Below are 22,457 nucleotides of genomic sequence, written 5' to 3' on the forward strand. Positions count from 1 at the left end.
TTCCGCGAATTCCTTGACGTGACCACTGGTCTAGTCCAAGCTGATCGCGGCGCACGATCATGAGCAGCAGCGGAACAAAATCGGATGTCACCCACGCCCGCCCCTTCCGCCGACCGCCCGGGTACCCCGTGGCTCCTGCTCGCGCCGAACCGCACAGCCGCCGGTCCTGCTTCGGGGTGTCTTCCAGCACCGGTACGAACGACCGCGGTCGACGACGCGTCACGCGTCCGCCCTCCGGGCCGGCTTGTCAGTCGCGCCGGCTCCGCCCGTCCACTCGGTTCACGTCTCCCAGTTCACCCAGCTCGTCGGTCCATCGGCTCGTCGGCTTCGTCAGCACATCTGTCCACGGGGGTTTCAAGGTGCCGTCTTCCGTTCCGTCCGCCGACGCCGGATGGCTCGGCAGCCGCATCAGGCGCTGGCGCGCCGTTGTCGAGCTGCTGCGCCACGCCGGTGTCGGCCTGCTCGTTCCGGCCGTGCTCGTCCACCTCGTGGTCGGGCTGCTGCCGATCGCGTTCATCGCCTGGACCAGCCGCGTCATCGCGGAGATCCCGGCCGCCGCGGCGGCCGGGGGCACCACCGGGGCGGCCTGGGAGACGGTCGCGTCCGCGCTCGGCATCGCCGTCGGGGCGTTCATCCTGCAGCAGTTGCTGACCCCGTTCCAGACCGTGATCAGCGAGGTGGTCACCCGCCGGGTCGACGGCGCCTGCATCGGCCGGTTGATGGACGGTGCGCTGAACGCCCTGCCTGCGGCGGAGTTGGAGCGCCAGGACGTGCTCGATCTGCTCTCGGACGCCCGAAGCGCCTTCGACCGGGCCCGGCCCACCCCGGGTGACGCCGCCGCCGGAGCCCTGGCGCTGATCGCCCGCTATGCCCAACTGGCGGGCGCCGCCGTCATGGTGGCGGTCACGCTCGGTTTCGTCCCCGGGGTCATGGTGGCCCTCACCGCCCTGGTCATCCGCTTCGGCCAGCGCGGCTCGCTCGGTCGCTTCGCGGCCCTGCTGGGCTCACTGGCCGGCCCGCGCCGCCGGGTCGGTTATCTGCGGCGCGCCGCGGGCGGGCCCGAACTCGCCAAGGAGACCCGGATGCTGGGGCTGCTGCCCTGGCTGCTCGGCCGCCACGAGCGGGAGGCCCGCGACTACCTGGAACCGCTCTGGACGGGGCGCCGCCGGCTGCTCTTCTGGCCCTTCGTCGGCCTCGCGGTCGTCGGTCTGCTCGGCGGCGGCACCGCGCTCGTCGTCCTGGCCCGCAGTGGGGTCGACGGCACGCTGTCGCTGCTCCAGCTCTCGGTGGCCCTCCAGGCCGTACTGATCCCGATGCGCTTCGGGGTCTACTTCCCGGAGAGCGACGTCCAGACCCAGTACGGGCTGGCGGCCTACGACTCGCTGGTCCGCTTCGAGGCGCTGGCGCAGGACCGCGTCCGCGGGTCGCGCACCGCCGCCGATGCCCCGTCCGCCGCCGACGCCCCCTCCGCCGTCGCGACTGCGGCCGCCCTCGACGGTCCGATCCGGTTCGAGGGTGTCGCCTTCCGCTACCAGGAGGACGGCCCCGACGTGCTGCGCGGGCTGGAGCTGGAGCTGCCGCCCGGCCGGTCCACCGCGATCGTCGGTCTCAACGGCTCCGGCAAGACCACGCTGGTGAAGCTGCTGGCCGGGCTCCACGAGCCCACCGAGGGCCGGATCACCGCCGGCGGCACCGACCTCGCCGGGTTGCGCGCCGAGGACTGGCAGCGCCGGATCGCCGTCATCTTCCAGGACTTCACGCGCTACCAGCTCACCGCCGCCGAGAACATCGGCATGGGCCGGCCGGAGCTGCTCGGCGACCGCGAGGCGCTGCTCGCCGCCGCCGAACGCGCCGGAGCGGCCGAGATCGTCGAGCGGCTCCCGAAGGGCCTGGACACCGTCCTGTCCACCCAGTACGAGGGCGGCAGCGACCTCTCCGGCGGGCAGTGGCAGCGCATCGCCCTGTCCCGCGCGCTGCTCGCCGTGGACGCCGGGGCCTCGCTGCTGATCCTCGACGAGCCCACCGCGCAACTCGACGTGCGGGCCGAGGCGGCGTTCTTCGACCGCTTCCTGGAGATGACCGAGGGCCTCACCAGCGTCATCATCGCGCACCGCTTCTCCAGCGTGCGGCGCGCGGACCGGATCGTCGTGCTGGCCGACGGCGGTGTGGTGGAGAGCGGCACCCACGAGCAGCTGATGGAGCTGGACGGCCGCTACGCCGAGCTGTTCAGGGTCCAGGCGGAGCGGTTCGCGCGCGAGGAGGGCGCCGGCGGGCACCCCGCCGACGATCACCCCGCCGACGAGTACCCCGACGGTGATCAGGCCGCCGATGATCAGGCCGACGGACAGGAAGAGGACCGCAGCATGCGCCCGGTGGGTGCCCGATGACCACACTGATCCACGCCGTGCGCCGACTGCTGCGGCTCGCCGCGCACTGCGACGCTCGCCGGCTGACCCACGCCGTCCTGCTGATGACCGTCGGCTACCTGGCCACGCCGCTGATCGCGGTGAGCCTCAAGGAGCTGACCACGGCCGCCATCGACGGCACCGGCTCGACCGCCACCTGGCTGGCCCTGGCCACGGCCCTGCTGCTGGTCGTCGAACTGACGATGAATCACTTCGCCCACCTCTCCTACTTCGAACTGGGCGAGTTGGAGGAGCTCAGTCTGCAGGCCGAGGTGATCTCGATCGCCCACGGCGACCGCGGCCTGGAGAAGCTGGACCGCGCCGACGTCGCGGACGCCCTGACGCTGATCCGCGAGGAGCTGCCGCGCACCCGGGCCGCGCTCGAAGCCGTTCTCCAACTCGGCGGCCTGGGGCTGCAGATGGCCGTCACCGCGGCGCTGCTCGGCCTCCTCAACCCGTGGCTGCTGCTGCTCCCGCTGTTCGCCGTGGTGCCCGTGCTGGTCGGCAACCGGGCCCAACTCCTGGTCGACCGCGGCAAGGAGGCCACCGCGCCGGAGAACCGGCTCGGCCGCCACCTGCTCGAACTCGCCACCACCCACGCCTCCGTCAAGGAGGTGCGACTGTCCGGCGCCGCGTCGGTGCTGATCGAGCGCCACGGCCGCGACTGGCGGCGGGCCACCGGCATCCTCGCCCGCGCCCACGCCAAGGCCGGACTGCTGCGCTCGGCGGGCCAGTTGGCCTTCGCCGCCGCGTACGGGGGAGCGATCTACCTGGTCGCGCGGCAGACCGTGAACGCCGGGGCCGGCGCCGGGATCGGCGACGTCATCCTGGTCATCACGCTCGCGGCGCAGGTCAGCCTGCAGGTCTCCAGCGCGCTCACACTGCTCTCGGTGCTCCAGGGCGCCGGCCGCACCCTTCAGCGGTTGGACGGCCTCCGCGAGCCGCGCCCGGAGGTCACCGCGGGCGTGGTCGTCCCCGAGGTCATGACGGCCGGCATCCGCCTGGAGGGCGTCACCTTCCGGTACCCGGGCCAGGAGCGGCCCGTCCTGGACGATGTCACCCTGGACATCCCGGCGGGCGCCGCGCTCGCCGTCGTGGGTGAGAACGGCGCGGGCAAGAGCACCCTGGTCAAGCTGCTGTGCGGGCTCTACCGGCCCACCGCCGGCCGGATCCTGGTCGACGGCGTCGACCTGGAGGAGTGCGACCCACAGCTCTGGCAGCACCGGGTGGCCACCCTGTTCCAGGACTTCGCCCGGCTGGAGCTGCGGCTGCGCGACAACGTGGGCATCGGGGACCTGGAGCGGCTGGACGACGACGCGGCGCTCGCCCAGGTGCTGGAGACGGCGGACTGCGGTCCGGCGCTGGCCCGCGTCGACGGCGACCTCGACGGGCTGCTGGGCCGCGGCTACGGCGACGGGGCCGAACTGTCCGGCGGCCAGTGGCAGAAACTCGGCCTGGCCCGGGCACTGATGCGCCGCCGCCCGCTGCTGGTGGCACTCGACGAGCCCGCCTCGGCCCTGGACGCCACGGCCGAGCACGCCCTGTTCGAGCGTTTCGCCGACCTCGCCGCTCAGGCCCGGGCCGACACCGGTGCGATCACCCTGCTGGTGTCGCACCGCTTCTCCACGGTGCGGATGGCGGACCTGATCGTGGTGCTGGAGGGCGGCCGGGTCTCGCAGGTCGGCAGCCATGCCGAACTCGCCGCCGCAGAGGGCCTGTACGCCGAGCTCTACCGCCTGCAGGCCCGCGTCTACCGGTGAGCGGTCGGGTGCGGGACCGGCCCCGGAGCCGGTCCCGCACCCTTTCCGGCCGGGGCCGTCCCGGGGTCGTCCGGGGCTGTGCCGGTGGCGAAGTGGCCCACTCTCCTGTGACCTCACTGGCCCTGTCGGGCGGCACACTTGCTCCCTAGGATCGGTTCTGTCAGTGTCACCGAGCGGCCGACGGCCGCCCGACCCGGGAGAGCTGTCTCGATGCGATCCATCCCGCCGGCCGGGGCCCGACGGACCCTCGCCACCGCCCAGTTGATCAGCTCGATCGGCGACGGCGCGTACTTCACCTGCTCGGCGCTGTACTTCACCCGCGTCGTGGGCCTCTCGCCCGGCCGGCTCGGTCTCGGCCTCGCCGTGGCCTGGGCGGTGGGGTCGCTGGTGGGAGTCCCGCTCGGTCACCTCGCCGACCGGCGCGGGCCTCGGGGCACGGCGGTGCTGCTGGCGTTCGCCACCGCAGCCGCCGTCGCCTCGTTCCTGGCCGTCCACTCCTTCGGGGCGTTCCTGCTCGCCGCCTCCCTGTACGCCACCGCGCAGTCCGGGCTCACCGCCGCGCGCCAGGCGCTGGTCGGCGGCCTCGTCGCACGGGCGGAGCGCACGGGGCTGCTCGCCCGGCTGCAGTCGACGCTCAACGCGGGCCTGGCCCTCGGCGCGGCCCTCGGCGGCGTCGTCCTGACGGTCGGCACGAGGGCGGCCTTCCTCGTCGCCTTCCTGTTCACCGCGCTGGGGTTCCTGGCCGCGGGACTGCTGCTGCTGCGGCTGCCCGAGGTGGCGCCCGGCCGCGACCGGACGGGCGCCGCGCCCAGGCTGGAGGTGCTCTCCGACCGGCCGTTCGCCGTCGTGACGCTCCTCAACACCGTCCTGCTGCTGCGCATGCCGCTGCTCAGCCTGGTGATCCCGCTCTGGATCGCCGACCGGGCGCCCGGGCTGGGCTGGCTGGGGTCGGCCCTGTTCGTCCTCAACACGGTCGGGGTGATGCTCTTCCAGGTGCGGGTGGCCCGCCGCGTCAGCGGACTGCGCACGGCCTCGCGAGCCGTGCGCGAGGCCGGGCTCGTCCTGCTCGCCTCCTGCGGGGTCTTCGCGCTGGCGGCGGCCGGGGGCCTGCCGCTCTGGGCGCTGGGCGGGCTGCTGGTCGTTGCGGCGGCGCTCCAGGTCGCCGGTGAGCTGCGGCAGTCCGCCGGCTCCTGGCAGATCGCCTTCGACCTGGCGCCGGCCCATCAGACCGGCCAGTACCAGGGCTTCTTCGGTTCGGGCGTGGCGGTGGCGCGCACGGTCGGGCCGCTGCTGCTCACCACGCTGCTGTTGACCTGGGGGGTGCCCGGCTGGCTGCTGCTGGGCGGGATCTTCGCGGCGGCCGGCTGGGCGATGGGACCGGCGGTACGTTGGGCGGAGCGTCGGCGCCCGGGGGCGGTGGCGGAGGCCGCGGTCGGCGTGGTGACGGACGTCGGGCCGGGCGTCGTGCCGGATGTCGTGGCGGAGCGGGCGGCTCCGGCGGCCGCGCCCGCCCGGGGCTGACCGACCGTCACCGGCCCGCCGCCCCCGCCGCCCCCGCCGCGCCCCGCTGCCTCCCGCACCCACCGCGCCCGTAGCCCGGACCGATCACAAGATGGCGATGTACGGTCACGGCACGGTGGATTTTGTGCCGGATCCTGCTCCGATACCGGGAAAATGTCGGACAGATGACGTCGCGCCAGAAGAATCTACGACCGCACGTGGTCTTCCCCTCCCGAGTGCCGGCTGCCAGGCTGACCGGGTTTGCTCAACCGGAGGAGGTTACGTGTCCCGCATCACCAGTCTGACGTTGGCGGTCGCCAGCGCGTTCGCGCTCGTCGCCGGTACTGCCGTCGCCGCGTCGGCGGCACCGGATCCCGGCGTGGCGGCCGCCGAGGCCCGGGTCGATCCGGTCGCCTGGACCCCGTGCAATCCCGATCCGTCCAAGCCGGACCCGGGAATATACGACTGCGCCGTCTACCCGGTGCCGCTGGACTACGCGCACCCGTCCGGCGAGAAGATCGGCATCGCCATGATGCGCCGGCGCGCCGGCGACCCGGCCAAGCGGATCGGCTCGCTGTTCCTCAACCCCGGTGGCCCGGGCGGCAGCGGCTACCTCTGGGCGACCACCCCTCGCTTCGACCCCGAGGTCCAGGCGCGCTTCGACATGGTCGGCTTCGACCCGCGCGGCGTCGGCCGGAGCAACCCGCTGAAGTGCTTCACCACCGACGAGGAGGCCGGCGCCGTCTTCGACCGGATGACCGGGGTGCCGGTCACCAAGGCCGAGGTCGACGGCACGCTGGCCGCCACCCGGGACTACACCGACGCCTGTGACCGCAACGCCGGCCCGTTGATCGAGCACATGTCGACCGAGAACGTGGTCCGCGACCTCGACCGGATGCGCCGGGGCGTCGGTGACAGCCGCCTCTCCTTCGCCGGGTTCTCCTACGGCACGCTGATCGGCGCCACCTACGCCAACATGTACCCCGACAAGGTCCGCGCGCTGATCATCGACGGCAACGTCGACCCCAACCTGCGGCTGCACAACGGCCTGGAGTACGACAAGCAGCGCGCGGACGGCTTCGAACTCGCCCTGGACGAGTACCTGAAGCGGTGCAAGACGGCTGGCGCGCCGCGCTGCGCCTTCGGCGAGGGCGACACCCGGGCCAAGTTCGACGCGATCCGCGACCACCTGCGCACCTCTCCGGTCACCCTGCCGAACGGCACCCAGGTGACGCTGTCCAGCTTCACCAGTCAGGTGGCCAACGCGCTGTACGCGCAGAGCCGGCAGGCGCCGCTGGCCGCCTCGCTGCAGGCGCTGGACGACGTCCTGGGGCAGCAGAAGGCGCCGGCGCTGACGGCCCCGAAGAACGCGGACGACGCCAACGTGCTGGCCGTGACCGTGCCCGCCGCGCTGCGCGAGGCCCCGGCGGACACCCCGTACTCCGCCGACGACTCCTACTACGGCGTCAACTGCCAGGACAAGCCGTACCCCTCCAATCCGCGGGTCTTCGCCAACCTGGCCCGCTCCTGGGAGCGCGACGCGCCCACCTTCGGCCGCTACCAGGCCTTCGACGCGCCCGCCTGCGCGACCTGGCCGGCCCCGGCACGCGACGTCGAGCGGTACACCGGCCCCTGGAACCGGCGGACCGCCACCCCGGTCATGGTGATCGGCAACCTCTTCGACCCGGCCACCCAGTACACCTTCGCCAAGCGCATGCAGCGCCAGCTCGGCAGCGCCGTCCTGGTCAGCGTCGACGTGATCGAGCACTGCGCGGTCGGCCGGAGCAAGGAGCTGAGCAAGCTGGTCACCGGCTACCTGGTGGACCAGGCCGTGCCGGCCCCCGGCCAGCTCCTCAAGCCGGACGCCGAGGCCTTCCCGCCGGTGGCCTGACCGGAGCCGGGGGCGACCCCGGACCGACCCCGTCGGCCCCCCTGCCCGTCGCGGCAGGGGGGCGACGGTCGTTCCGCCCCGGGCATCCAGTAAGTTTCTCTTCGGAACTGAGTCAGTACTGGAAGGGAACCCACAGAGATGACCCCGGACACCGGCCGACCGGACCCGCAGCGGACCTGGACCGCCGTCGACACGTACTTCAACGGCCTGCTGGTCGAGGAGGACGCCGCCCTGCTCGCCGCCGTCGCCGACAGCGAGGCGGCCGGCCTGCCCCCGCACCAGGTGGCGCCCAACCAGGGCAAGCTGCTCTCGCTGCTGGCCCGCGTGCACGGCGCCCGCCGGGTGCTGGAGATCGGCACCCTCGGCGGCTACAGCACCATCTGGCTCGCCCGCGCGCTGCCCGAGGGCGGCCGGCTGGTCACCCTGGAGGCCGACGAGCAGTGCGCCGCCGTCGCCGCCCGCTCCATCGAACGGGCCGGGCTCGCCGAGGTCGTGGAGCTGCGCACCGGCCGGGCACTGGACACCCTGCCGCAGTTGGAGAAGGAGGGCGGCGAGCCCTTCGACCTCGTCTTCATCGACGCCGACAAGCCCAGCAACCCCGCCTACCTGGAGTGGGCGCTGCGCCTCACCCGGCCCGGCAGCCTGATCATCGGCGACAACGTGGTCCGCGACGGCGCCGTCACCGACGGCGCGAGCACCGACCCGCGGGTCCAGGGCGTCCGCCGCTTCACCGAGCTGATCGCCGCGCACCCCCGGCTGACCGCCACCGCCGTGCAGACCGTGGGGGAGAAGGGGTACGACGGCTTCTTGCTCGCACTGGTCACCGGCTGACCCGGACTGCCGGACTGCCGGACTGCCGGACTGCCGGACTGCCGGACTGCCGTGTTGCCGGGCCACCGGCCGCCCGACGGGCCCGCGGACTCCGGGGTGCGGCGGGCTCCCCGGGCGCTCCCGGGTTTGACAGGGTGGGGTGGGCGGATCGCCGCCCGGGACGGGCCCGGGCGGTGCGGCCCAGGAGAGGACGGCGACCGGCCATGACGGGGCAGCAGTTCGGCGACTACCAGAACGAGATCTACTTCGACGGGCTGTTCGGCAACCAGCCGAAGCTCCCGATGACCTTCGCGGAGCTGGAGGCGCGGGCCGAGGCGGCGCTGCCGCCGACGGTCCGGTCCTACGTGGCCGGTGGCGCCGGTGACGAGCGGACCCAGCGCGCCAACGTGACCGCCTTCGAACGGTGGGGCCTGGTGCCCCGGATGATGGTCGGCGCCGCGCGACGCGAGCCGGGTGTGGAGGTCTTCGGGCTGCGGTGGCCCGCACCGCTGTTCCTCGCGCCGATCGGGGTGATCGGCCTCTGTGCCCAGGACGGTCACGGCGACCTCGCCACCGCCCGGGCCGCCGCGCGCACCGGGGTGCCGATGGTCGCCTCGACCCTGTCGGTGGACCCGCTGGAGCAGGTCGCCGTCGAACTCGGCGACACCCCGGGCCTGTTCCAGCTCTACACCCCCACCGACCGGGCGCTCGCCGAGAGCCTGGTGCGCCGCGCCGAGGCAGCCGGCTACCGGGGCATCGTGGTGACCCTGGACACCTGGGTCACCGGCTGGCGCCCGCGCGACCTCGCCACCGGCAACTTCCCCCAGCTGCGCGGCCACTGCCTGGCCAACTACACCTCCGACCCGGTCTTCCGGGCCCGCCTCGCCAAGACCCCGGAGGAGGACCCGGGCGCCGCCGTGATGGAGTGGGTGGGCCTCTTCGGCAACCCGCTCACCTGGGACGACCTGCCGTGGCTGCGCTCGCTCACCGACCTGCCGCTGATCCTCAAGGGCCTCTGCCACCCCGAGGACGTCCGTCGCGCCCGGGACGGCGGCGTGGACGGCGTCTACTGCTCAAACCACGGCGGCCGGCAGGCCAACGGCGGCCTGCCGGCACTGGACGCGCTCCCCGGCGTGGTCGAGGCCGCTGACGGCCTGCCGGTGCTCTTCGACTCGGGCGTGCGCAGCGGCGCGGACGTGATCAAGGCGCTCGCCCTCGGTGCCACGGCCGTGGGCGTCGGCCGCCCGTACGCCTACGGCCTCGCCCTCGGCGGCGTGGACGGAGTGGTGCACGTGCTGCGTTCGCTGCTCGCCGAGGCCGACCTGATCATGGCGGTGGACGGTTACCCGACGCTCGCGGACCTGCGCGCCGAAGGCGCCCTACGCCGGGTCGAGGCCTGACCGGCGGGTGGTGCACGGCAGGCTGAGGCGCCAGTCACTCAGGACGTGGGAGCGCCGCGCTCCCGGAGCTCCAAAATGCGGTTCGACCCTTCACGAAGTGTCGACCCTCCAGGTCGAGCGCCCCGCCGAATGGCTGGAGCCCCCTGGACGACTAACGGGTCGGCCAATCCCAAGGCGTCGCAAGGGCGGTACGGCGGGCCTGGACGAGCAGCGCGTCAACAACGGTTCGGCACAGGCACGTTCCACCCGCGGGCTGCTCGGGTTCCTGGCTTCGGGATCGGTGCATCCCGCGTGGTGTCCGGGTGAGCACCCACCAGGAAGCCCCATCGGCTTCGCGGCGAGCAAGCCCGCCAACGGTCAAGTTCACTGATCCACCCCGAACTCCCGCCCCGGCCGGTCATCCCTGGCAGGCAGCCGACCGGGGCGGGATCCGCAACACCGCACGACCCGGACACCAGCCGGTGTCCGAACTCCCGCACGCTGTGAGGAGACACCAGTATGAGCAGCACACCGAGACGGTGGTTCGGAAGGAAGTTGAAGAACCGTCCGTCCGTCCCGACGCTCTGCTGACTGAGGATCCGGAGCTGATGGAGCCGGCCGACCCGGGGGAGATGGCGAAGGCGCATGCCGCGCTCTCAGCGCTTCTCGGAGGGATGGACATTCCCCCATCGAGTCCGAGAACGAGCCTCAGGCGGCCGCACAGCGCCCCGCTGAGCCCCGTCACGCTCCCGCTCCAGCGCGCGTGTCGGAGGGCATGGAGCTGCTGCTGGAGCTGGGCCGGTGCGAGCCGCACATGGCGCTGGCCGGGAAGCCGCTGGTTGATCAGTCCGCCATGGTGGAGGGGCTGCTGGCCGGGGGATGGGCGCGGGGTGCACTGATATCGATCCTGTCCGCCCCGCTCCCGGAGAAGATCACCCGAAGCGTGGGCGCGATCATCTCCGCGCGACTCTCCAAGATCCCGCCGCACCCGCCTGTCTTCGAGATCAAGGGGACGCCGGTCACCGTGCCGGCTCCGCGCGTCACGTACGACTGCGACGTTTGCAGGGACCCCGGGAAGACGCAGCCCGGGGTGTGCCGGAAGTGTCGCGCAGACGCGCCAACGGTGCCACTCACCGGCGCCGTGATGACGGGCAGCTGGCGTGATCGGGTGCCGGTCTGACAGGCGTTAGGGGAGGTACTCCCACACGCGAACGCCCTTGGATCGCCAGGGTTCTGGACTCTCCTCCACATCTGCCAATCGTTGCATCCATGCCAGTTGTTCGGCGAAGTACGTCCAGTAGGGCGTGCCTTCGTCGGGGCCCTTGTCGAAGATCAGAATCGGCCCGTCGGTTCCCCGCTTGCCGTGGCCGTAGAGCATGACGCGCATCGAGTCGTCGATCTGCTCGATGGCGAAGCTGCAAGGAAAGTCGTAGAGGTAGATCTTCAGGTCTCCACCGTGGCGGGCGACGGATTCGACGAGTGGGTTCAGTACCTCCCGGACGTACCTGTTCGGGTCTTCCATTGCTGCTTCGGCCGGCTCCAGCCGGTACCGGTCTCGACGCGAGGCACAGTGCGGATCCATGATGAAGATCCGAACCGGGACTTCGCTGGACTTGGCCGTAAACAGCGGCAGCATCTCGTCACTGCCGTAGAAGTTCCGGGTGAGGCCGAACATGACGATGCGTTCACGCGCACCGCGTAGGCGCTCGACCAGATCGGCCTTGGAATCGGGATTGGTCAGCGGGAAGGCATCCACGATGCCGGCTTGCTCAAGGTGTCCCAGCATGGCTCCACTGTAGTCACGTCCATAGCCAAGGCGGTCTGGGCGCGTGCCGTAGATACGGCAGAGGTAGTCAATGCGCTCGTCCGCCGGGCGGCGCTGGCCGTGTTCCCACCGGCACAGCTCTGCGTCGGAGATGTGCGGGGGACGCAACCCGTCGTCTTCGTACGCGTGATCGATGTACGCGGCCAGCTCTGGGCGACTCCAGCCCCTTGCCCAGCGATGTGCCTCCAGGGGGTGAACGCTGGGAAGCGTGGTCAGGATCCGGTCAGCGATCTCGTTCGGTTGGAGGCCGTCACGGATGCCCAGAACGCGTACGGACCGGGCCTCACGGTCTGACTGCAATCCTGCAAACACCGAAGCTTGCGGCCCGTCGTACTGAGAGGATCTGCCCTTGAGATGGGAAGAGCACGCAGCCAACTTGGCAGCGAGGACCACAGACCCCGACTCGCGTTGGCGGACTCCAGTTGCCAGCGTCGCACGCCACGAGCTGATCCCCCGGTGGTGGGAGCCCGACGATGGTGGTTGGCGGCTCCAAGTCGGCGCGCACAACCCGGAGCTGTGGATCCGGCGCGCGTATGGCAGCAACTCGGTCGTGACCTCCGTGGGCGGGCTCCACGCAGACCACGCGGCGCCGGACGACCGACCGACGGGCCGGACCACGAGTTCCGCAACCCTGACGGCCCTGCTCGTCAAGATGCTGCGACACGGGCGAATCAACGCCGAGCACGACCTGTTGGATATCGGCACCGGCGCCGGCGGGCTGACCGCCATTGCCTCTCGGCGCTTGGGAGCCGAGCACGTCACCAGCGTGGACGTGGACGCCTATCTGACCGAGGCCGCGAACGACCGCCTTGCCCGTATGGGACTACGTCCGGAATTCCTGACCGTGGACGCGACCGGCCCCATTCCCGGCGACTACGACCGCATTGTGGCCACCGTCGCAGCCCGACCCGTGCCTGTTTCCTGGCTTCAGGCGCTCCGAACGGGCGGACGACTCGTCACCACGATCGCCGACACGGCGCTGATCCTCACAGCGTGGAAGACCGCTGACGGTGGAGCTGAAGGGATGATCGAGCGGGACTGGGCGGGATTCATGACCACCCGGCACAGCGCCGACTATCCGCCGGGGCTGGAATCCCTCTTCAAGATCGCCCGGGAATCCGACGGTGACGAGGCCAAGTTGGGCCGATTCCCGGCCGCGGATATCCGCGACAACTGGGAGGTCTGGTCGATGTTCACGATCACGCTGCCCGGCGTCCAGATCGACTTCGAAGAGAAGCCGGGTGAGCGCACGGCTTACCTCGCACACCCCGACGGGTCGTGGGCACGGGCGGAGGCTCAGCGCTACGAACCGCCGACAGTCCACCAGAGCGGCCCCCGGCGACTTTGGGATGACCTGGAGCGGATTCGCACGTGGCGGGAAGTAGAGGGCGGTCTGCCGCTGTTCGGCTGCAACGCCCGCGTCAGCCCTGAAGACGGCGCGATCCACCTGTCACGGGGCCGGTGGTCGGCCACCATCGGATAGCCCCTCCTGAGCCGGCCCGGCCGCTATACGTTCCCCCACGGGGCGGTCGGGCCCCTAGACACCCTCGTAGCTCTGCCGGATTCGTCCACGGCACGCCGGCGGAGGGCGAGCAGAGCCCCCGGCTTGCATCTGGCGATGTGAGTCCGGGGGCTCTGTGATGTCATCGGTGCGCGAGGTCGTGATCTCTCGGTCGCGCGGACGTGGGCGCTTGTCCCGCCTCAGACTTCGTCGAGCGGGACGGACGGGTCGGCGAGCGCCTTCGGGTCCACCGTCCGGCCGGAGCGGACGAGTTCGCGGATCGGGTCGGTGACGTCCCAGACGTTCACGTTCATGCCCGCCAGGACCTTGCCGTCGGCGAGCCAGAAGGCGATGAACTCGCGGGTGGCGGGGTCGCCGCGGAAGACCACCCGGTCGTAGCCGCCGGGCTCGACGTAGCCGGTGTACTCCATCCCCAGGTCGTACTGGTCCGTGAAGAAGTACGGAACCCGGTCGTAGGCCACGTCCTGGCCGAGCATCGCGCGGGCGGCGGTCTGCGGCTGGTTGACGGCGTTGGCCCAGTGCTCCACCCGGATGTGGCGGCCGAGCAGCGGGTGGAAGGCGTTGGCGACATCGCCCGCCGCGTAGATGTCCGGGTCGGAGGTGCGCAGGCGCTCGTCGGTCTTCACCCCGTTGTCGAGCTCCAGTCCGGCCGATTCGGCGAGCGCGGTGTCAGGGGCGATGCCGATGCCGACGATCACCGCGTCCGCCGCCACCGTCGTGCCGTCCGCGAGCCGGACGCCGGTGACCGTGCCGTCCTTGCCGGTCAGCTCCTCGACCTTGGCGCCGAACCGCAGGTCCACCCCGTGGTCGCGGTGCAGGTCGGCGAAGACCTGGGCGACCTCGCGGCCGAGCACCCGCAGCAGCGGGAGCTCGGCGGCCTCCAGCACGGTGACCTCGGCGCCCGCCGTCCTGGCCGCGGCCGCCGTCTCCAGGCCGATCCAGCCGGCCCCGATCACCGCGACCCGGGCCCCGGGCGTCAGCGCCGCCTTGATCCGGTCGCTGTCCTCCACCCGGCGCAGGTAGTGCACGCCGTCCTGGTCCGCGCCGGGTACGGGCAGCCGGCGCGGTACCGAACCGGTGGTGAGCAGCAGCTTCGCGTACTCGATCCGGCCGTCGTCGGCGAGCGTGACGGTGTGCGCGGCCGGGTCGACCGAGGTGACGGCGGTACCCAGGCGCAGCGTCACGTCGTGGTCGGCGTACCACTGCGGCGGGTGGACGTGGATCTTCTCGCGCGGCGTCGTGCCGAGCAGGTAGCCCTTGGAGAGCGGCGGCCGCTCGTACGGGCGCTCGTGCTCGGCGCCGATCAGGACGATGCCGCCCCGGTAGCCGGCCTCGCGCAGGGCCTCGGCGGCCTTCGCACCACCCAGGGAGGCGCCGACGATGACGTACGGGCGCTCGCGCCCGGTGCCGTCGGCCGTTCCCGCTGTGTCCGTGCTCATGCTGAACTCCTCGCTCTCCGGCCGGAATCACGGACAGCCTGCCGCCGGTCGGGGGGCCTGTCGAGGCCACGCCAGGCGCGCCGCGACAGGCTCCCCCGAACGGGTGAGGCGAGGGTGACGGGGTTTGCGCTCGCGACCCCCCGTGGCGCAGGGGCTCGCGGGCGCGGCGTCATGCGGTCATGGCCTCGCGGACCAGCGCGGTGTCGACGAACTGCTCGAAGCGGACGATCCGTCCGCCGCGCACGGTGAAGTGGTGGGCCACCCGGACGGCGAGCGGCCGGCCGGTGGCCCGGTTGACCGCGGTGTAGCGGGCCAGCACCACCACGTTCTCGCCGGCCACCACGTAGCTGTCGTCGTGCGCCGTCCAGTCGTCCCAGTCGGCGGCCAGCCGCTCCATCACGCCGCCGGTGACGCCCTTCGGGGTCCGGTACGTGCCGCCCAGCGGGAAGCCGGCCATCTCCGTCCACTCGACGTCCTCGGCCAGGGTGGCCCGCAGCGCGGCCAGATCGCCGCGGGCCGAGGCGAGGTACTGGCGGCGGACCACATCGGCGGGGGCGTCGGACTCGGCGAACGACACCTCGGACCTCGGAATCTCGATCATCGCGGCTCAGCCCCAGACCAGCTCGCCCTTGGCGACCTTCGTCCCGAGGTCGACCGCCAGCTTCATGCCGAGGTCCGGGTAGCGGCGCTCCAGCGCCTCCTTGGCGGCGGCCGCGTCGACGCCCTGGCCGATCTCGGTCTCGAAGGCGCGCAGGTAGTCGCGGGTGTGCACGATCGCGGTGCCGTCCGTGGGCGCGTCGGCGGTCCGGTGGCCGGCCACCACGAACTCCGGGTCCAGTGCCTCCATGCCGTCCAGCAGGTCGATCCAGGCGGCCCGCTGGGCCGGGGTCGGGGTGTCGGCGGTCCACACGTGCAGGCCCTCGAAGAGCAGTACCCCGCCGAGGAGCGCCCGGTGGTGGTGCTGCCAGAGGTAGTGCCGGTCCGGCAGGTGGAAGTCGGCGCCGCGCAGCTCGAACCGATGGCCCTCGAAGACGATCTCGTCGCCGTGCAGCACCTCCGGCCGCACCAGGCGGGTCGGCAGTTCCGGGCCGAGGTGCGCCCAGGCCTTGAGCTTGCCCTCGTAGGACTCCTGGATGTGCTCGACGGTGGACGCCGTGGCCAGGAACCGCGCCTGTGGGAAGGCCTCCTGCACCTCCTGCGCGCCGAAGTAGAAGTCCGGGTCGCCGTGGCTGACGAACACCGTGGTCAGCCGCTTGCCGGCGGCCCGGATCCGCTCGACCAGCCGGCGGCCGTCGGAGCGGGTGAACCCGGCGTCCACCAGCAGGGCGTCGTCGGGCCCGGTCACCAGCACGGAGGTCTTGTTGAGCGAGCTGTCGGGGCTGTCGACGACCTCGAAGTCGAGAGAGCTCATCGGGGACCTCCGTGGATACCCCCGGGTTTAGCCGGGGGGTGGGGGCGCCCCCGCTTGCGGGGGAGAAACGGACTGCCTGCGGGGCAGGTCGGGGGGCGGTGTTTCGCCGTCGGGGCGGATCGCCGTGAGGGTGGCCGCAGGTCGTTGTCAGTGCCTGCCGGTAGGTTGATCCTGTGCATCTCAGGTACTCCTATCGCATCTGTCCGACGGTGGGTCAGCGGCAGGCGCTGGCCCGTACGTTCGGGTGCGCGCGGGTGGTGTACAACGATGCGCTTGCCCTGCGGAAGGCGGCGTGGAAGGCGGACCGGTCGAGGATCCCGACCGGTGTTCTGGCCAAGGCGGTGATCACCGATGCGAAGAAGACGGACGCCCGGTCGTGGCTGGGGTCGGTGTCGGTGGACGCGTTGCAGTCGTCCATCCGTGACCTGGACACGGCCTACCGGAACTTCTTCGACAGCGTGTCGGGTAAGCGGGCCGGTCACCGGGTGGGCCTTCCGGTGTTCAAGTCGCGGAAGGACAACCGGCAGTCGCTGCGGTTCTCCCGCAACGGCTTCCGCCTGCGGTCCAATGGCAAACTGAACCTTGCCAAGATCGGCGACGTTCGGGTCAAGTGGTCGCGGGCACTGCCGGCCGACCCGTCGTCGGTGACGATCGTGCTGGACCCGTCCGGCCGGTACTTCGCCTCGTTTGTGGTGGACGTCGAACCGCAGCACCTGGCCGCCCTGGACACCGAGGTGGGGATCGACCTCGGCCTGACCACCTACGCCGTGTTGTCCGACGGCACGGTGATCGACAACCCGCGTTTCCTGCGGAAGGCGGAGAGGAAGCTCAAGGCCGCGCAGCGGGCGCTGTCCCGGAAAGCGAAGGGGAGCAAGAACCGGGCGAAGGCCCGGCGCAAGGTCGCCAGGGCGCACGCCAAGGTGGCCGACACCCGCATGGACTGGGCGCACAAGCAGACGACCAGGCTGATCCGCGAAACCCAAGCGATCTACCTGGAAGACCTGAACGTGCGAGGCCTGGCCCGAACCCGCCTGGCCAAGTCCGTCCACGACGCCGGATGGTCCACCTTCCGACGACTCCTCACCGAGAAAGCCGCCCGCTACGGCAGGCACATCGGCGTGATCGGCCAGTACGAGCCCACCAGCCAGGTGTGCTCCACCTGCGGGGTCCTGGACGGACCCAAGCCTCTCAGCATCCGCATGTGGACGTGCGGCGCGTGCGGCACCTCTCATGACCGTGACCTCAATGCTGCTCGGAACATCCTGGCCGCCGGGCGGGCGGACAGGCTAAACGCCTGCGGAGGGCCGGTAGGACCCGGCGTGGCGATCCCACGCCAGGCACGGCCCGTTGAAACAGGAACCCACCGGAACGCCGGCCGCACCGGGCGCAAGCCCCGTGCCGCAGGCGCGGCCGGAATCGGGGGTCGGGCCGGCCCGGCTGCCGTACACCGGGCACGCGTCCCCGCCCAGCATCGGCGACCGGAGGGCGGCCCGCACCTCGGACGGTGCCGGCGGGGGACGGAGCGGCGCCCCGAGCGGGGCCGGTCACCGGCTCCGCGGGTCGGGCCGGCTCCAGAGGGTGAGGTCGCTGCTGGTGGCCACGGCCAGGGTCCGCCCCGACGGGGAGAATCCGGCGGCCCGGAACGTCGACCAGGAGGAGTGGTACACGTGCCACCAGGTCTCGCCGTGCTCCCCCTCGAACGGTCCGCCGCCGGTGCACAGCAGCACCCGCTCGTTCGGCCATTCCGGGACCACGACCTCGACGTGCCAGCCGTCGTCGGTGCCGGTGTGCAGCCCGCCGCCGTGCAGGCCGGCCACCGGGACGCGGACGTCCGCGACCGGGCCGATGCCGGGGCAGGCGAGGTCCGGCCCGTCCGGCTCCTCGTCCGGTGCGTACTCGCGGGCGAGCTTCTCGCCGGTCGTCGCGTCGAAGAGGCCGTGTCCGCTGCTGGAGACCACCAGGACGAGGTCGCCCCCGGTGGCCGGGTCGGTGGCGAAGCCGATGCCGAGCAGACCGCCGACCGGGATCAGCCCGTGCCCGACCGGCTGCCAGGGTGCGGGCGGGGCCGTGACCGTCGCGCCGAGGAAGCGGTCGCGGAGCTGCTGCTGGAAGACGGTGACGGCCATGGGAAGGATCATCCCACCGCCCCGGTCGGTCACCCCTGCGGGGCCAGTCTGGTCACCGCCGCGGCCGCGAGCAGGGTGGCGGCCGCCAGCGCGGGCCAGAGCACGCCCGGCCCGACGGCCAGCAGCGTGGTCAGCACCGCCGGGGCGAGCGCACGGCCGACGCCCGTCGACAGCTCCCAGCGGGCGAGCGCCCGCCCGAGCAACCGGGGCGGCGCGCTGGCGGCGACCAGGGCCGTCCCCGAACCGCTGTAGAGGATCTCGCCGAACGTGAAGAGCACCGAGACGGCCGCCACGGCGGCCGCGCCGGAGGTGCCGCCGATCGCGCCCGCCGCCCAGAAACCCAGGTAGGAGAGCGCGAGGACGGCTCCGGCGACGGCGAGCACGGCCCGTCGGGAGCGGTCGGCGAGCCGGAGCACGACCGCGAGCTGGAGCGTGATCACCAGCACGGTGTTGCCCACGAAAACCCCCGCGGACCAGGCCGGGGAGGCGTGCAGGTGGAGGACCAGCAGCGCGGGCAGGGCGACCTCCAGGACGTCGAAGCAGAACGCGTAGGGGAGGTTGGCGGCGCTGAGCAGGCCGATCCGGCGCAGCACCGGGCCGGCCGCCGGCGCGGGGGCCGGGGCTTGCGCGGTACCGGGCGGGGTGCTGCGCGTGGTGCCGGGGGCGGTGACCCGGAGCGAGTGCACCAGCCCCGCCGCGACCAGGCACGCGGTACCCGTCACCCCGGCCAGCAACCGGATCGCGCCCGACCCGCCGGCCACCGCGAGGGTCGCGACCAGCGCGCCCGTGCCCAGGCCCGCGTTGCGCAGCGTCCGGCCGGCGGCCAGGGCGGCGTCCCGGGTCCGCCCCTCGGTCAGCGTGCTGACCACGGCCGCGTGCGTGGTCGGCCAGGACTGGTTGCCGACGCCGAGCAGGACGGCCGACGCCGTGAACCCACCGAGGCCGTCCGCCCGCAGCAGTGCCACCGCGCCGGCCGCCCGGACCAGCAGGGTCACCGCCGCCGGGAGGCTGCGCGCGCCGCGGTCGATCCAGCGGCCGGTCAGCGGGAGCACCAGCAGGCCCACCACCATGCCGGCGGACATCGCCAGACCGACCGTGCCGGGGTCGAGTCGCAGCACCCCGATCCCGTAGAGGAGCAGGAACGGGCGGAGCAGCCCGGCGCCGAGCGCGTCCACCAGCAGCGCTGCCGCGTAGCGGCGGCCACCGGCGGCGGTGAGCAGGGCGAGCAGGGCGGCGGGGTCGGTGAGCAGCGCGGCGGGCCTCGCCCGCGACGGGCCCGCCGGCTCCGGTCGCGTCGGTTCGGCGGGCGCGGTGGGCGGGTTCGGCGGGCGGCCGTCGTGGGTGGCGGCGTCCTCGGGGAGGGGCTTCTGCTGGAGCGGGCTCATGACCGGTACCGTCCGCCCGCACAGGGGCGTCGGGCACGTCGATTGACGACTCCCGTCAATCGGTGGCGGCGCCCCCGCGGCGGGCTGGCAGGATCACCGGGGTGAGCCTCAGCATCGACATCACCGCCCTGCCCGACGAGCGCCTGCTCTTCGCCCCCTCGCCGCTGGCCGAATTGAGCGCGATGCTGCACGTCCTCGCCGAGCCCGCGCACCACCCCGGGCAGCACGGCTGGGCGGCGAGCACGGCCGCCTCGATCGCTCCCGAACTGTCCGAGCGCCTGTCGGAGGCCGACTTCCTGTGGCGTTCCTCGCGGGCCGACTTCCTCGTCCCCGGTCTGCCGGGCGCCACCCTGACCGAGGAGCTGGACGCCGTCGACCGGCTCGACGACGAGCTGTACGTCCGGGCCGCCGTCATCATGAGCTGCGGGTCGTCCCGGCTCACCCACCGGCTCGACTCGCCGCTCACCGACCCGGCGGCGCAGCAGCTGGCCCGGGAGCTCGCGCTGGCCCGCGGCCCCGGGCAGGCCGCCTTCGCCGACCGGCTGTTCGCCGACCCGCCGGTCGTCCGGACGATGGTCCGGCGGATGCTGGAGGAGTGCCAGGAGGCGTTCTTCGCCGACGCCTGGCGGCGCGTGCTGCCGGACCTCGCGGCCGACGCCCGGCACAAGACCGACGTGCTGGCCCGGCACGGCCTCGGCGAGGCGCTCGCGGCGGTGTCCTCCTCGGTCACGCTGGCGACCGGGTCGGACGGGCGGCGGCGGATCGTCGTCGACAAGCTCCAGGACAACGCCACCGGGGCCGGTACCGGGGGAGTCACGTTCGTCCCGACCGCCTTCGGGTACCCGCACCTGCTGGTGGTGCACGCGCCCGGATGGCGGCCGGTGGTGCAGTACCCGATCGCCGGGGGCGGGCTGCCCGAGCCGGTCTCGCTCGCCGTGGTGCAGCAGCGGCTGGAGGCACTGGCCCATCCGGTCCGGCTCCGGCTCGCCCGCACGATGGCGCGCGGACCGCACACCACGGGCGAGTTGGCGTCGGCCTGGCAGCTCAGCGCGCCGGAGGTGTCGCGGCATCTGGCGGTGCTGCGCCGGGCCGGGCTGCTCACCACCCGGCGGCGCGGACGGTACATGCTGTACCAGCTCGACCTGGCGGGCAGCGCCCGGCTGGGCTCGGACCTGCTGGAGGCGGTGCTGCGCTGACGGTGCGGCGCTGACGGTGCTGCGCTGACGGTGCGGCGGTGCCCGGCGGTGCGGCGCGGCGCGGTGCTGTGGTGACGGTGTGGGGTTGCGGGGCGCGCGCACGGGCGGCGGGGCGCGGGGCGCGTGGCGCACCACCGGACGGGGCCGGCGGGCGGGAACAGGGGGCCGAGGGGCGGTGTTCGAGCGATCATGACCAGTGACGACGTGCCCGTGACCGCTTCCGAGACCGACATCCTGCGCTACGCCGCCTTCGCCACCGATCCGGGCGGCGGCAACCCGGCCGGTGTGGTGCTCGACGCGTCCGGCCTCTCCGCCGAGCGGATGCTCGCCATCGCCGCCGAGGTGGGCTACTCCGAGACGGCGTTCCTGATAGCGGACGCCGCAGCTGCCGCCGTCGCGGAGGGCCGGGCCGAAGCCGGATACACCGTGCGGTACTTCAGCCCGCTGCTGGAGGTGCCGTTCTGCGGGCACGCCACCGTCGCCTCCGCCGTCGCGATCGCCGACCGGGTCGGCCCCGGCCGCTACGTCTTCGCCACCCCGGCCGGCGAGGTGCCGATCGAGGTGGACAAGGGCGTGGACGGCGCGCTGCGCGCCACCCTGACCAGCGTCGAGCCGCACATCGAGGAGGTGGGCGAGGCGGACGTCGCCGAGGCGCTGGCCCTGCTCGGCTGGTCGGCCGACGAGCTGGACGCGGCGCTGCCGCCCCGGATCGCCTACGCCGGCGCCCGCCACCTGGTGCTGGCCGCCGCCACCCGTGACCGGCTGGCCCGGCTGGACTACGACTTCGACGGCCTCGCCGCCTATATGACGGCCCGCGGGCTCACCACCCTCCAGCTGGTCTGGCGCGAGAGCGAGCACGTCTTCCACGCCCGCGACCCGTTCCCGGTCGGCGGCGTCGTGGAGGACCCGGCGACGGGCGCGGCAGCCGCGGCCTTCGGCGCCTACCTGCGCGAGCGGGGCGCGGTGACGGCACCGGCCACCCTGACCCTCCACCAGGGCGAGGACCTCGGCCGCCCGGGCGTGCTCGGCGTCGAGCTCCGCGAGGGCGACACCCGCGTGCGGGTGTCGGGTACGGCGGTGGCGATCCCGTAGCGGCTCGGGGCCACGCCCGGCGCAGAGGCCCCGCTGCGCAGAGGCCCCGGCGTCGGGTTCGGCCCCGGCGTCGGGCTCAGGGGGTCTGCTCGGCCTCGTTCGTCCAGACTCCTCGGGGGTGTTCGGCGACCGGGAGCCAGAGGCGGGGCTGGGCCCGGCAACCGGTCGAGGCGGCCGCGTCCCAGGGCCATCGGCCACCCGCGTCCGGCCACACGAGCTGGACGACGGGCACCGGCACCCGCCGGTAGAAGCCGACCGCGCTGCCGACCAGCGGCCGGTGCCAGCCGGGGTCGACCGGCCGGACCATCAGCGGATGGCTGCCGAGGACGCCGGTCAGCAGGCTGCCCGGCTCGGCCGGGCCCGTCTCGCACAGCCGTGCCGCGGCCTCGTCGACCCAGCTCATCAGGTCGTGCACGCGCAGCCCGAACATGGCCACCTCCGGCAGCCGGTGGGAGTGCCAAAGGCCCACGGTGAACGCCCAGTCCGGCACGGAGCCGCCGGCCACTCCGACGATGTGCCGGCCCCGGGCCCGGACGTCCGCCGCCTCCCGCGCCCAGTGCCGGGCGCGGTGGTGCTCCGGCACCTCGGCCGCGCACAGAACGCAGGAACAGTCGGGCAGGTCAGGCCGGTCGGTCATGGATGTATCCCATCAGCCGTACCGGCCGCACGATCGGTCGGGGGTCCGGTCAGGGGTCCGGTCTGGCCGGAGTTTCGGG

At 73.0% G+C, this 22,457-nt stretch carries 17 protein-coding genes and 1 pseudogene; 11 read left to right on the plus strand and 7 right to left on the minus strand.

The window, feature by feature from the left end; translation table 11 throughout:
* Positions 1 to 359 precede the first annotated feature (359 nt).
* The 7 genes from ACFVYI_RS17105 (at position 360) to ACFVYI_RS17135 (ending at position 10,925) form a co-directional block, all read left to right on the plus strand.
* Entirely contained in the window at positions 360 to 2,387 is a 2,028-nt protein-coding gene (locus ACFVYI_RS17105) for an ABC transporter ATP-binding protein (RefSeq protein WP_387886035.1), read from the plus strand.
* Entirely contained in the window at positions 2,384 to 4,165 is a 1,782-nt protein-coding gene (locus tag ACFVYI_RS17110; protein WP_387886038.1) for an ABC transporter ATP-binding protein, read from the plus strand. The genes ACFVYI_RS17105 and ACFVYI_RS17110 overlap by 4 nt, the downstream gene beginning before the upstream one ends.
* A gap of 210 nt (positions 4,166 to 4,375) precedes the next feature.
* On the plus strand, positions 4,376 to 5,686 hold the full coding sequence (locus ACFVYI_RS17115) for an MFS transporter (protein WP_387886041.1): 1,311 nt from the start codon (positions 4,376 to 4,378) through the stop codon (positions 5,684 to 5,686).
* A gap of 262 nt (positions 5,687 to 5,948) precedes the next feature.
* Positions 5,949 to 7,556 (plus strand): alpha/beta fold hydrolase, encoded by a 1,608-nt coding sequence (locus ACFVYI_RS17120; protein ID WP_387886042.1) that lies wholly within the window; start codon positions 5,949 to 5,951, stop codon positions 7,554 to 7,556.
* Positions 7,557 to 7,694: 138 nt separating this feature from the next.
* Complete coding sequence (locus ACFVYI_RS17125) at positions 7,695 to 8,387, plus strand: O-methyltransferase (protein ID WP_387886045.1); 693 nt, start codon at positions 7,695 to 7,697, stop codon at positions 8,385 to 8,387.
* Between the two features lie 203 nt (positions 8,388 to 8,590).
* A complete protein-coding gene (locus ACFVYI_RS17130; RefSeq protein WP_387886048.1) occupies positions 8,591 to 9,766 on the plus strand; it encodes an alpha-hydroxy-acid oxidizing protein in 1,176 nt (391 codons plus the stop codon).
* A 754-nt stretch (positions 9,767 to 10,520) separates the two neighbouring features.
* Positions 10,521 to 10,925: a hypothetical protein gene (locus tag ACFVYI_RS17135; RefSeq protein ID WP_387886051.1), complete on the plus strand. Its 405-nt coding sequence runs from the start codon at positions 10,521 to 10,523 to the stop codon at positions 10,923 to 10,925.
* A gap of 6 nt (positions 10,926 to 10,931) precedes the next feature.
* On the opposite strand, the gene ACFVYI_RS17140 is transcribed toward ACFVYI_RS17135, so the two are convergent.
* Positions 10,932 to 11,531, minus strand: coding sequence for a hypothetical protein (locus tag ACFVYI_RS17140; protein ID WP_387886053.1), 600 nt, complete (start codon positions 11,529 to 11,531; stop codon positions 10,932 to 10,934).
* 589 nt (positions 11,532 to 12,120) lie between these two features.
* On the opposite strand from ACFVYI_RS17140, the gene ACFVYI_RS17145 reads away from it, so the two are divergent.
* Positions 12,121 to 13,053, plus strand: coding sequence for a protein-L-isoaspartate O-methyltransferase (locus ACFVYI_RS17145; RefSeq protein ID WP_387886054.1), 933 nt, complete (start codon positions 12,121 to 12,123; stop codon positions 13,051 to 13,053).
* A gap of 218 nt (positions 13,054 to 13,271) precedes the next feature.
* Here the strand turns inward: ACFVYI_RS17145 and ACFVYI_RS17150 are convergent, their stop codons facing one another.
* The 3 genes from ACFVYI_RS17150 to ACFVYI_RS17160 all read right to left on the minus strand — a co-directional run bounded on the left by ACFVYI_RS17150 (position 13,272) and on the right by ACFVYI_RS17160 (position 15,942).
* Complete coding sequence (locus ACFVYI_RS17150; protein WP_387886057.1) at positions 13,272 to 14,531, minus strand: NAD(P)/FAD-dependent oxidoreductase; 1,260 nt, start codon at positions 14,529 to 14,531, stop codon at positions 13,272 to 13,274.
* Between the two features lie 169 nt (positions 14,532 to 14,700).
* Positions 14,701 to 15,132, minus strand: a complete 432-nt coding sequence (locus ACFVYI_RS17155; RefSeq protein ID WP_387886059.1) for a nuclear transport factor 2 family protein — start codon at positions 15,130 to 15,132, stop codon at positions 14,701 to 14,703.
* 6 nt (positions 15,133 to 15,138) lie between these two features.
* Complete coding sequence (locus ACFVYI_RS17160; RefSeq protein WP_387886062.1) at positions 15,139 to 15,942, minus strand: MBL fold metallo-hydrolase; 804 nt, start codon at positions 15,940 to 15,942, stop codon at positions 15,139 to 15,141.
* 209 nt (positions 15,943 to 16,151) lie between these two features.
* Between ACFVYI_RS17160 and ACFVYI_RS17165 the strand changes: the two are divergent.
* Positions 16,152 to 17,198, plus strand: a pseudogene (locus tag ACFVYI_RS17165) (RNA-guided endonuclease InsQ/TnpB family protein); the annotation flags it as partial.
* Between the two features lie 288 nt (positions 17,199 to 17,486).
* On the opposite strand, the gene ACFVYI_RS17170 reads toward ACFVYI_RS17165, so the two are convergent.
* Entirely contained in the window at positions 17,487 to 18,068 is a 582-nt protein-coding gene (locus tag ACFVYI_RS17170) for a hypothetical protein (RefSeq protein ID WP_387886065.1), read from the minus strand.
* 29 nt (positions 18,069 to 18,097) lie between these two features.
* Positions 18,098 to 19,453 (minus strand): MFS transporter, encoded by a 1,356-nt coding sequence (locus tag ACFVYI_RS17175; RefSeq protein ID WP_387886068.1) that lies wholly within the window; start codon positions 19,451 to 19,453, stop codon positions 18,098 to 18,100.
* A gap of 101 nt (positions 19,454 to 19,554) precedes the next feature.
* On the opposite strand from ACFVYI_RS17175, the gene ACFVYI_RS17180 reads away from it, so the two are divergent.
* Both ACFVYI_RS17180 and ACFVYI_RS17185 read left to right on the plus strand, forming a co-directional pair.
* On the plus strand, positions 19,555 to 20,649 hold the full coding sequence (locus ACFVYI_RS17180; RefSeq protein ID WP_387886070.1) for a DUF5937 family protein: 1,095 nt from the start codon (positions 19,555 to 19,557) through the stop codon (positions 20,647 to 20,649).
* A 189-nt stretch (positions 20,650 to 20,838) separates the two neighbouring features.
* Positions 20,839 to 21,741, plus strand: coding sequence for a PhzF family phenazine biosynthesis protein (locus tag ACFVYI_RS17185; RefSeq protein ID WP_387886073.1), 903 nt, complete (start codon positions 20,839 to 20,841; stop codon positions 21,739 to 21,741).
* A 76-nt stretch (positions 21,742 to 21,817) separates the two neighbouring features.
* Here the strand turns inward: ACFVYI_RS17185 and ACFVYI_RS17190 are convergent, their stop codons facing one another.
* Complete coding sequence (locus ACFVYI_RS17190) at positions 21,818 to 22,378, minus strand: DUF4262 domain-containing protein (protein ID WP_387886075.1); 561 nt, start codon at positions 22,376 to 22,378, stop codon at positions 21,818 to 21,820.
* Between the last annotated feature and the right edge of the window lie 79 nt (positions 22,379 to 22,457).

Source organism: Kitasatospora sp. NPDC058218 (assembly GCF_042882445.1).
In the GTDB taxonomy this organism is placed as follows: domain Bacteria; phylum Actinomycetota; class Actinomycetes; order Streptomycetales; family Streptomycetaceae; genus Kitasatospora.

Coding starts and splice junctions, on each gene's coding strand:
- ACFVYI_RS17110 (WP_387886038.1), top strand. CDS start 2,384: ATGACCACACTGATCCACGCCGTGCGCCGACTGCTGCGGCTCGCCGCG.
- ACFVYI_RS17115 (WP_387886041.1), top strand. CDS start 4,376: ATGCGATCCATCCCGCCGGCCGGGGCCCGACGGACCCTCGCCACCGCC.
- ACFVYI_RS17125 (WP_387886045.1), top strand. CDS start 7,695: ATGACCCCGGACACCGGCCGACCGGACCCGCAGCGGACCTGGACCGCC.
- ACFVYI_RS17130 (WP_387886048.1), top strand. CDS start 8,591: ATGACGGGGCAGCAGTTCGGCGACTACCAGAACGAGATCTACTTCGAC.
- ACFVYI_RS17135 (WP_387886051.1), top strand. CDS start 10,521: ATGGAGCTGCTGCTGGAGCTGGGCCGGTGCGAGCCGCACATGGCGCTG.
- ACFVYI_RS17140 (WP_387886053.1), bottom strand. CDS start 11,531: ATGCTGGGACACCTTGAGCAAGCCGGCATCGTGGATGCCTTCCCGCTG.
- ACFVYI_RS17150 (WP_387886057.1), bottom strand. CDS start 14,531: ATGAGCACGGACACAGCGGGAACGGCCGACGGCACCGGGCGCGAGCGC.
- ACFVYI_RS17155 (WP_387886059.1), bottom strand. CDS start 15,132: ATGATCGAGATTCCGAGGTCCGAGGTGTCGTTCGCCGAGTCCGACGCC.
- ACFVYI_RS17160 (WP_387886062.1), bottom strand. CDS start 15,942: ATGAGCTCTCTCGACTTCGAGGTCGTCGACAGCCCCGACAGCTCGCTC.
- ACFVYI_RS17170 (WP_387886065.1), bottom strand. CDS start 18,068: ATGGCCGTCACCGTCTTCCAGCAGCAGCTCCGCGACCGCTTCCTCGGC.
- ACFVYI_RS17175 (WP_387886068.1), bottom strand. CDS start 19,453: ATGAGCCCGCTCCAGCAGAAGCCCCTCCCCGAGGACGCCGCCACCCAC.
- ACFVYI_RS17185 (WP_387886073.1), top strand. CDS start 20,839: ATGACCAGTGACGACGTGCCCGTGACCGCTTCCGAGACCGACATCCTG.
- ACFVYI_RS17190 (WP_387886075.1), bottom strand. CDS start 22,378: ATGACCGACCGGCCTGACCTGCCCGACTGTTCCTGCGTTCTGTGCGCG.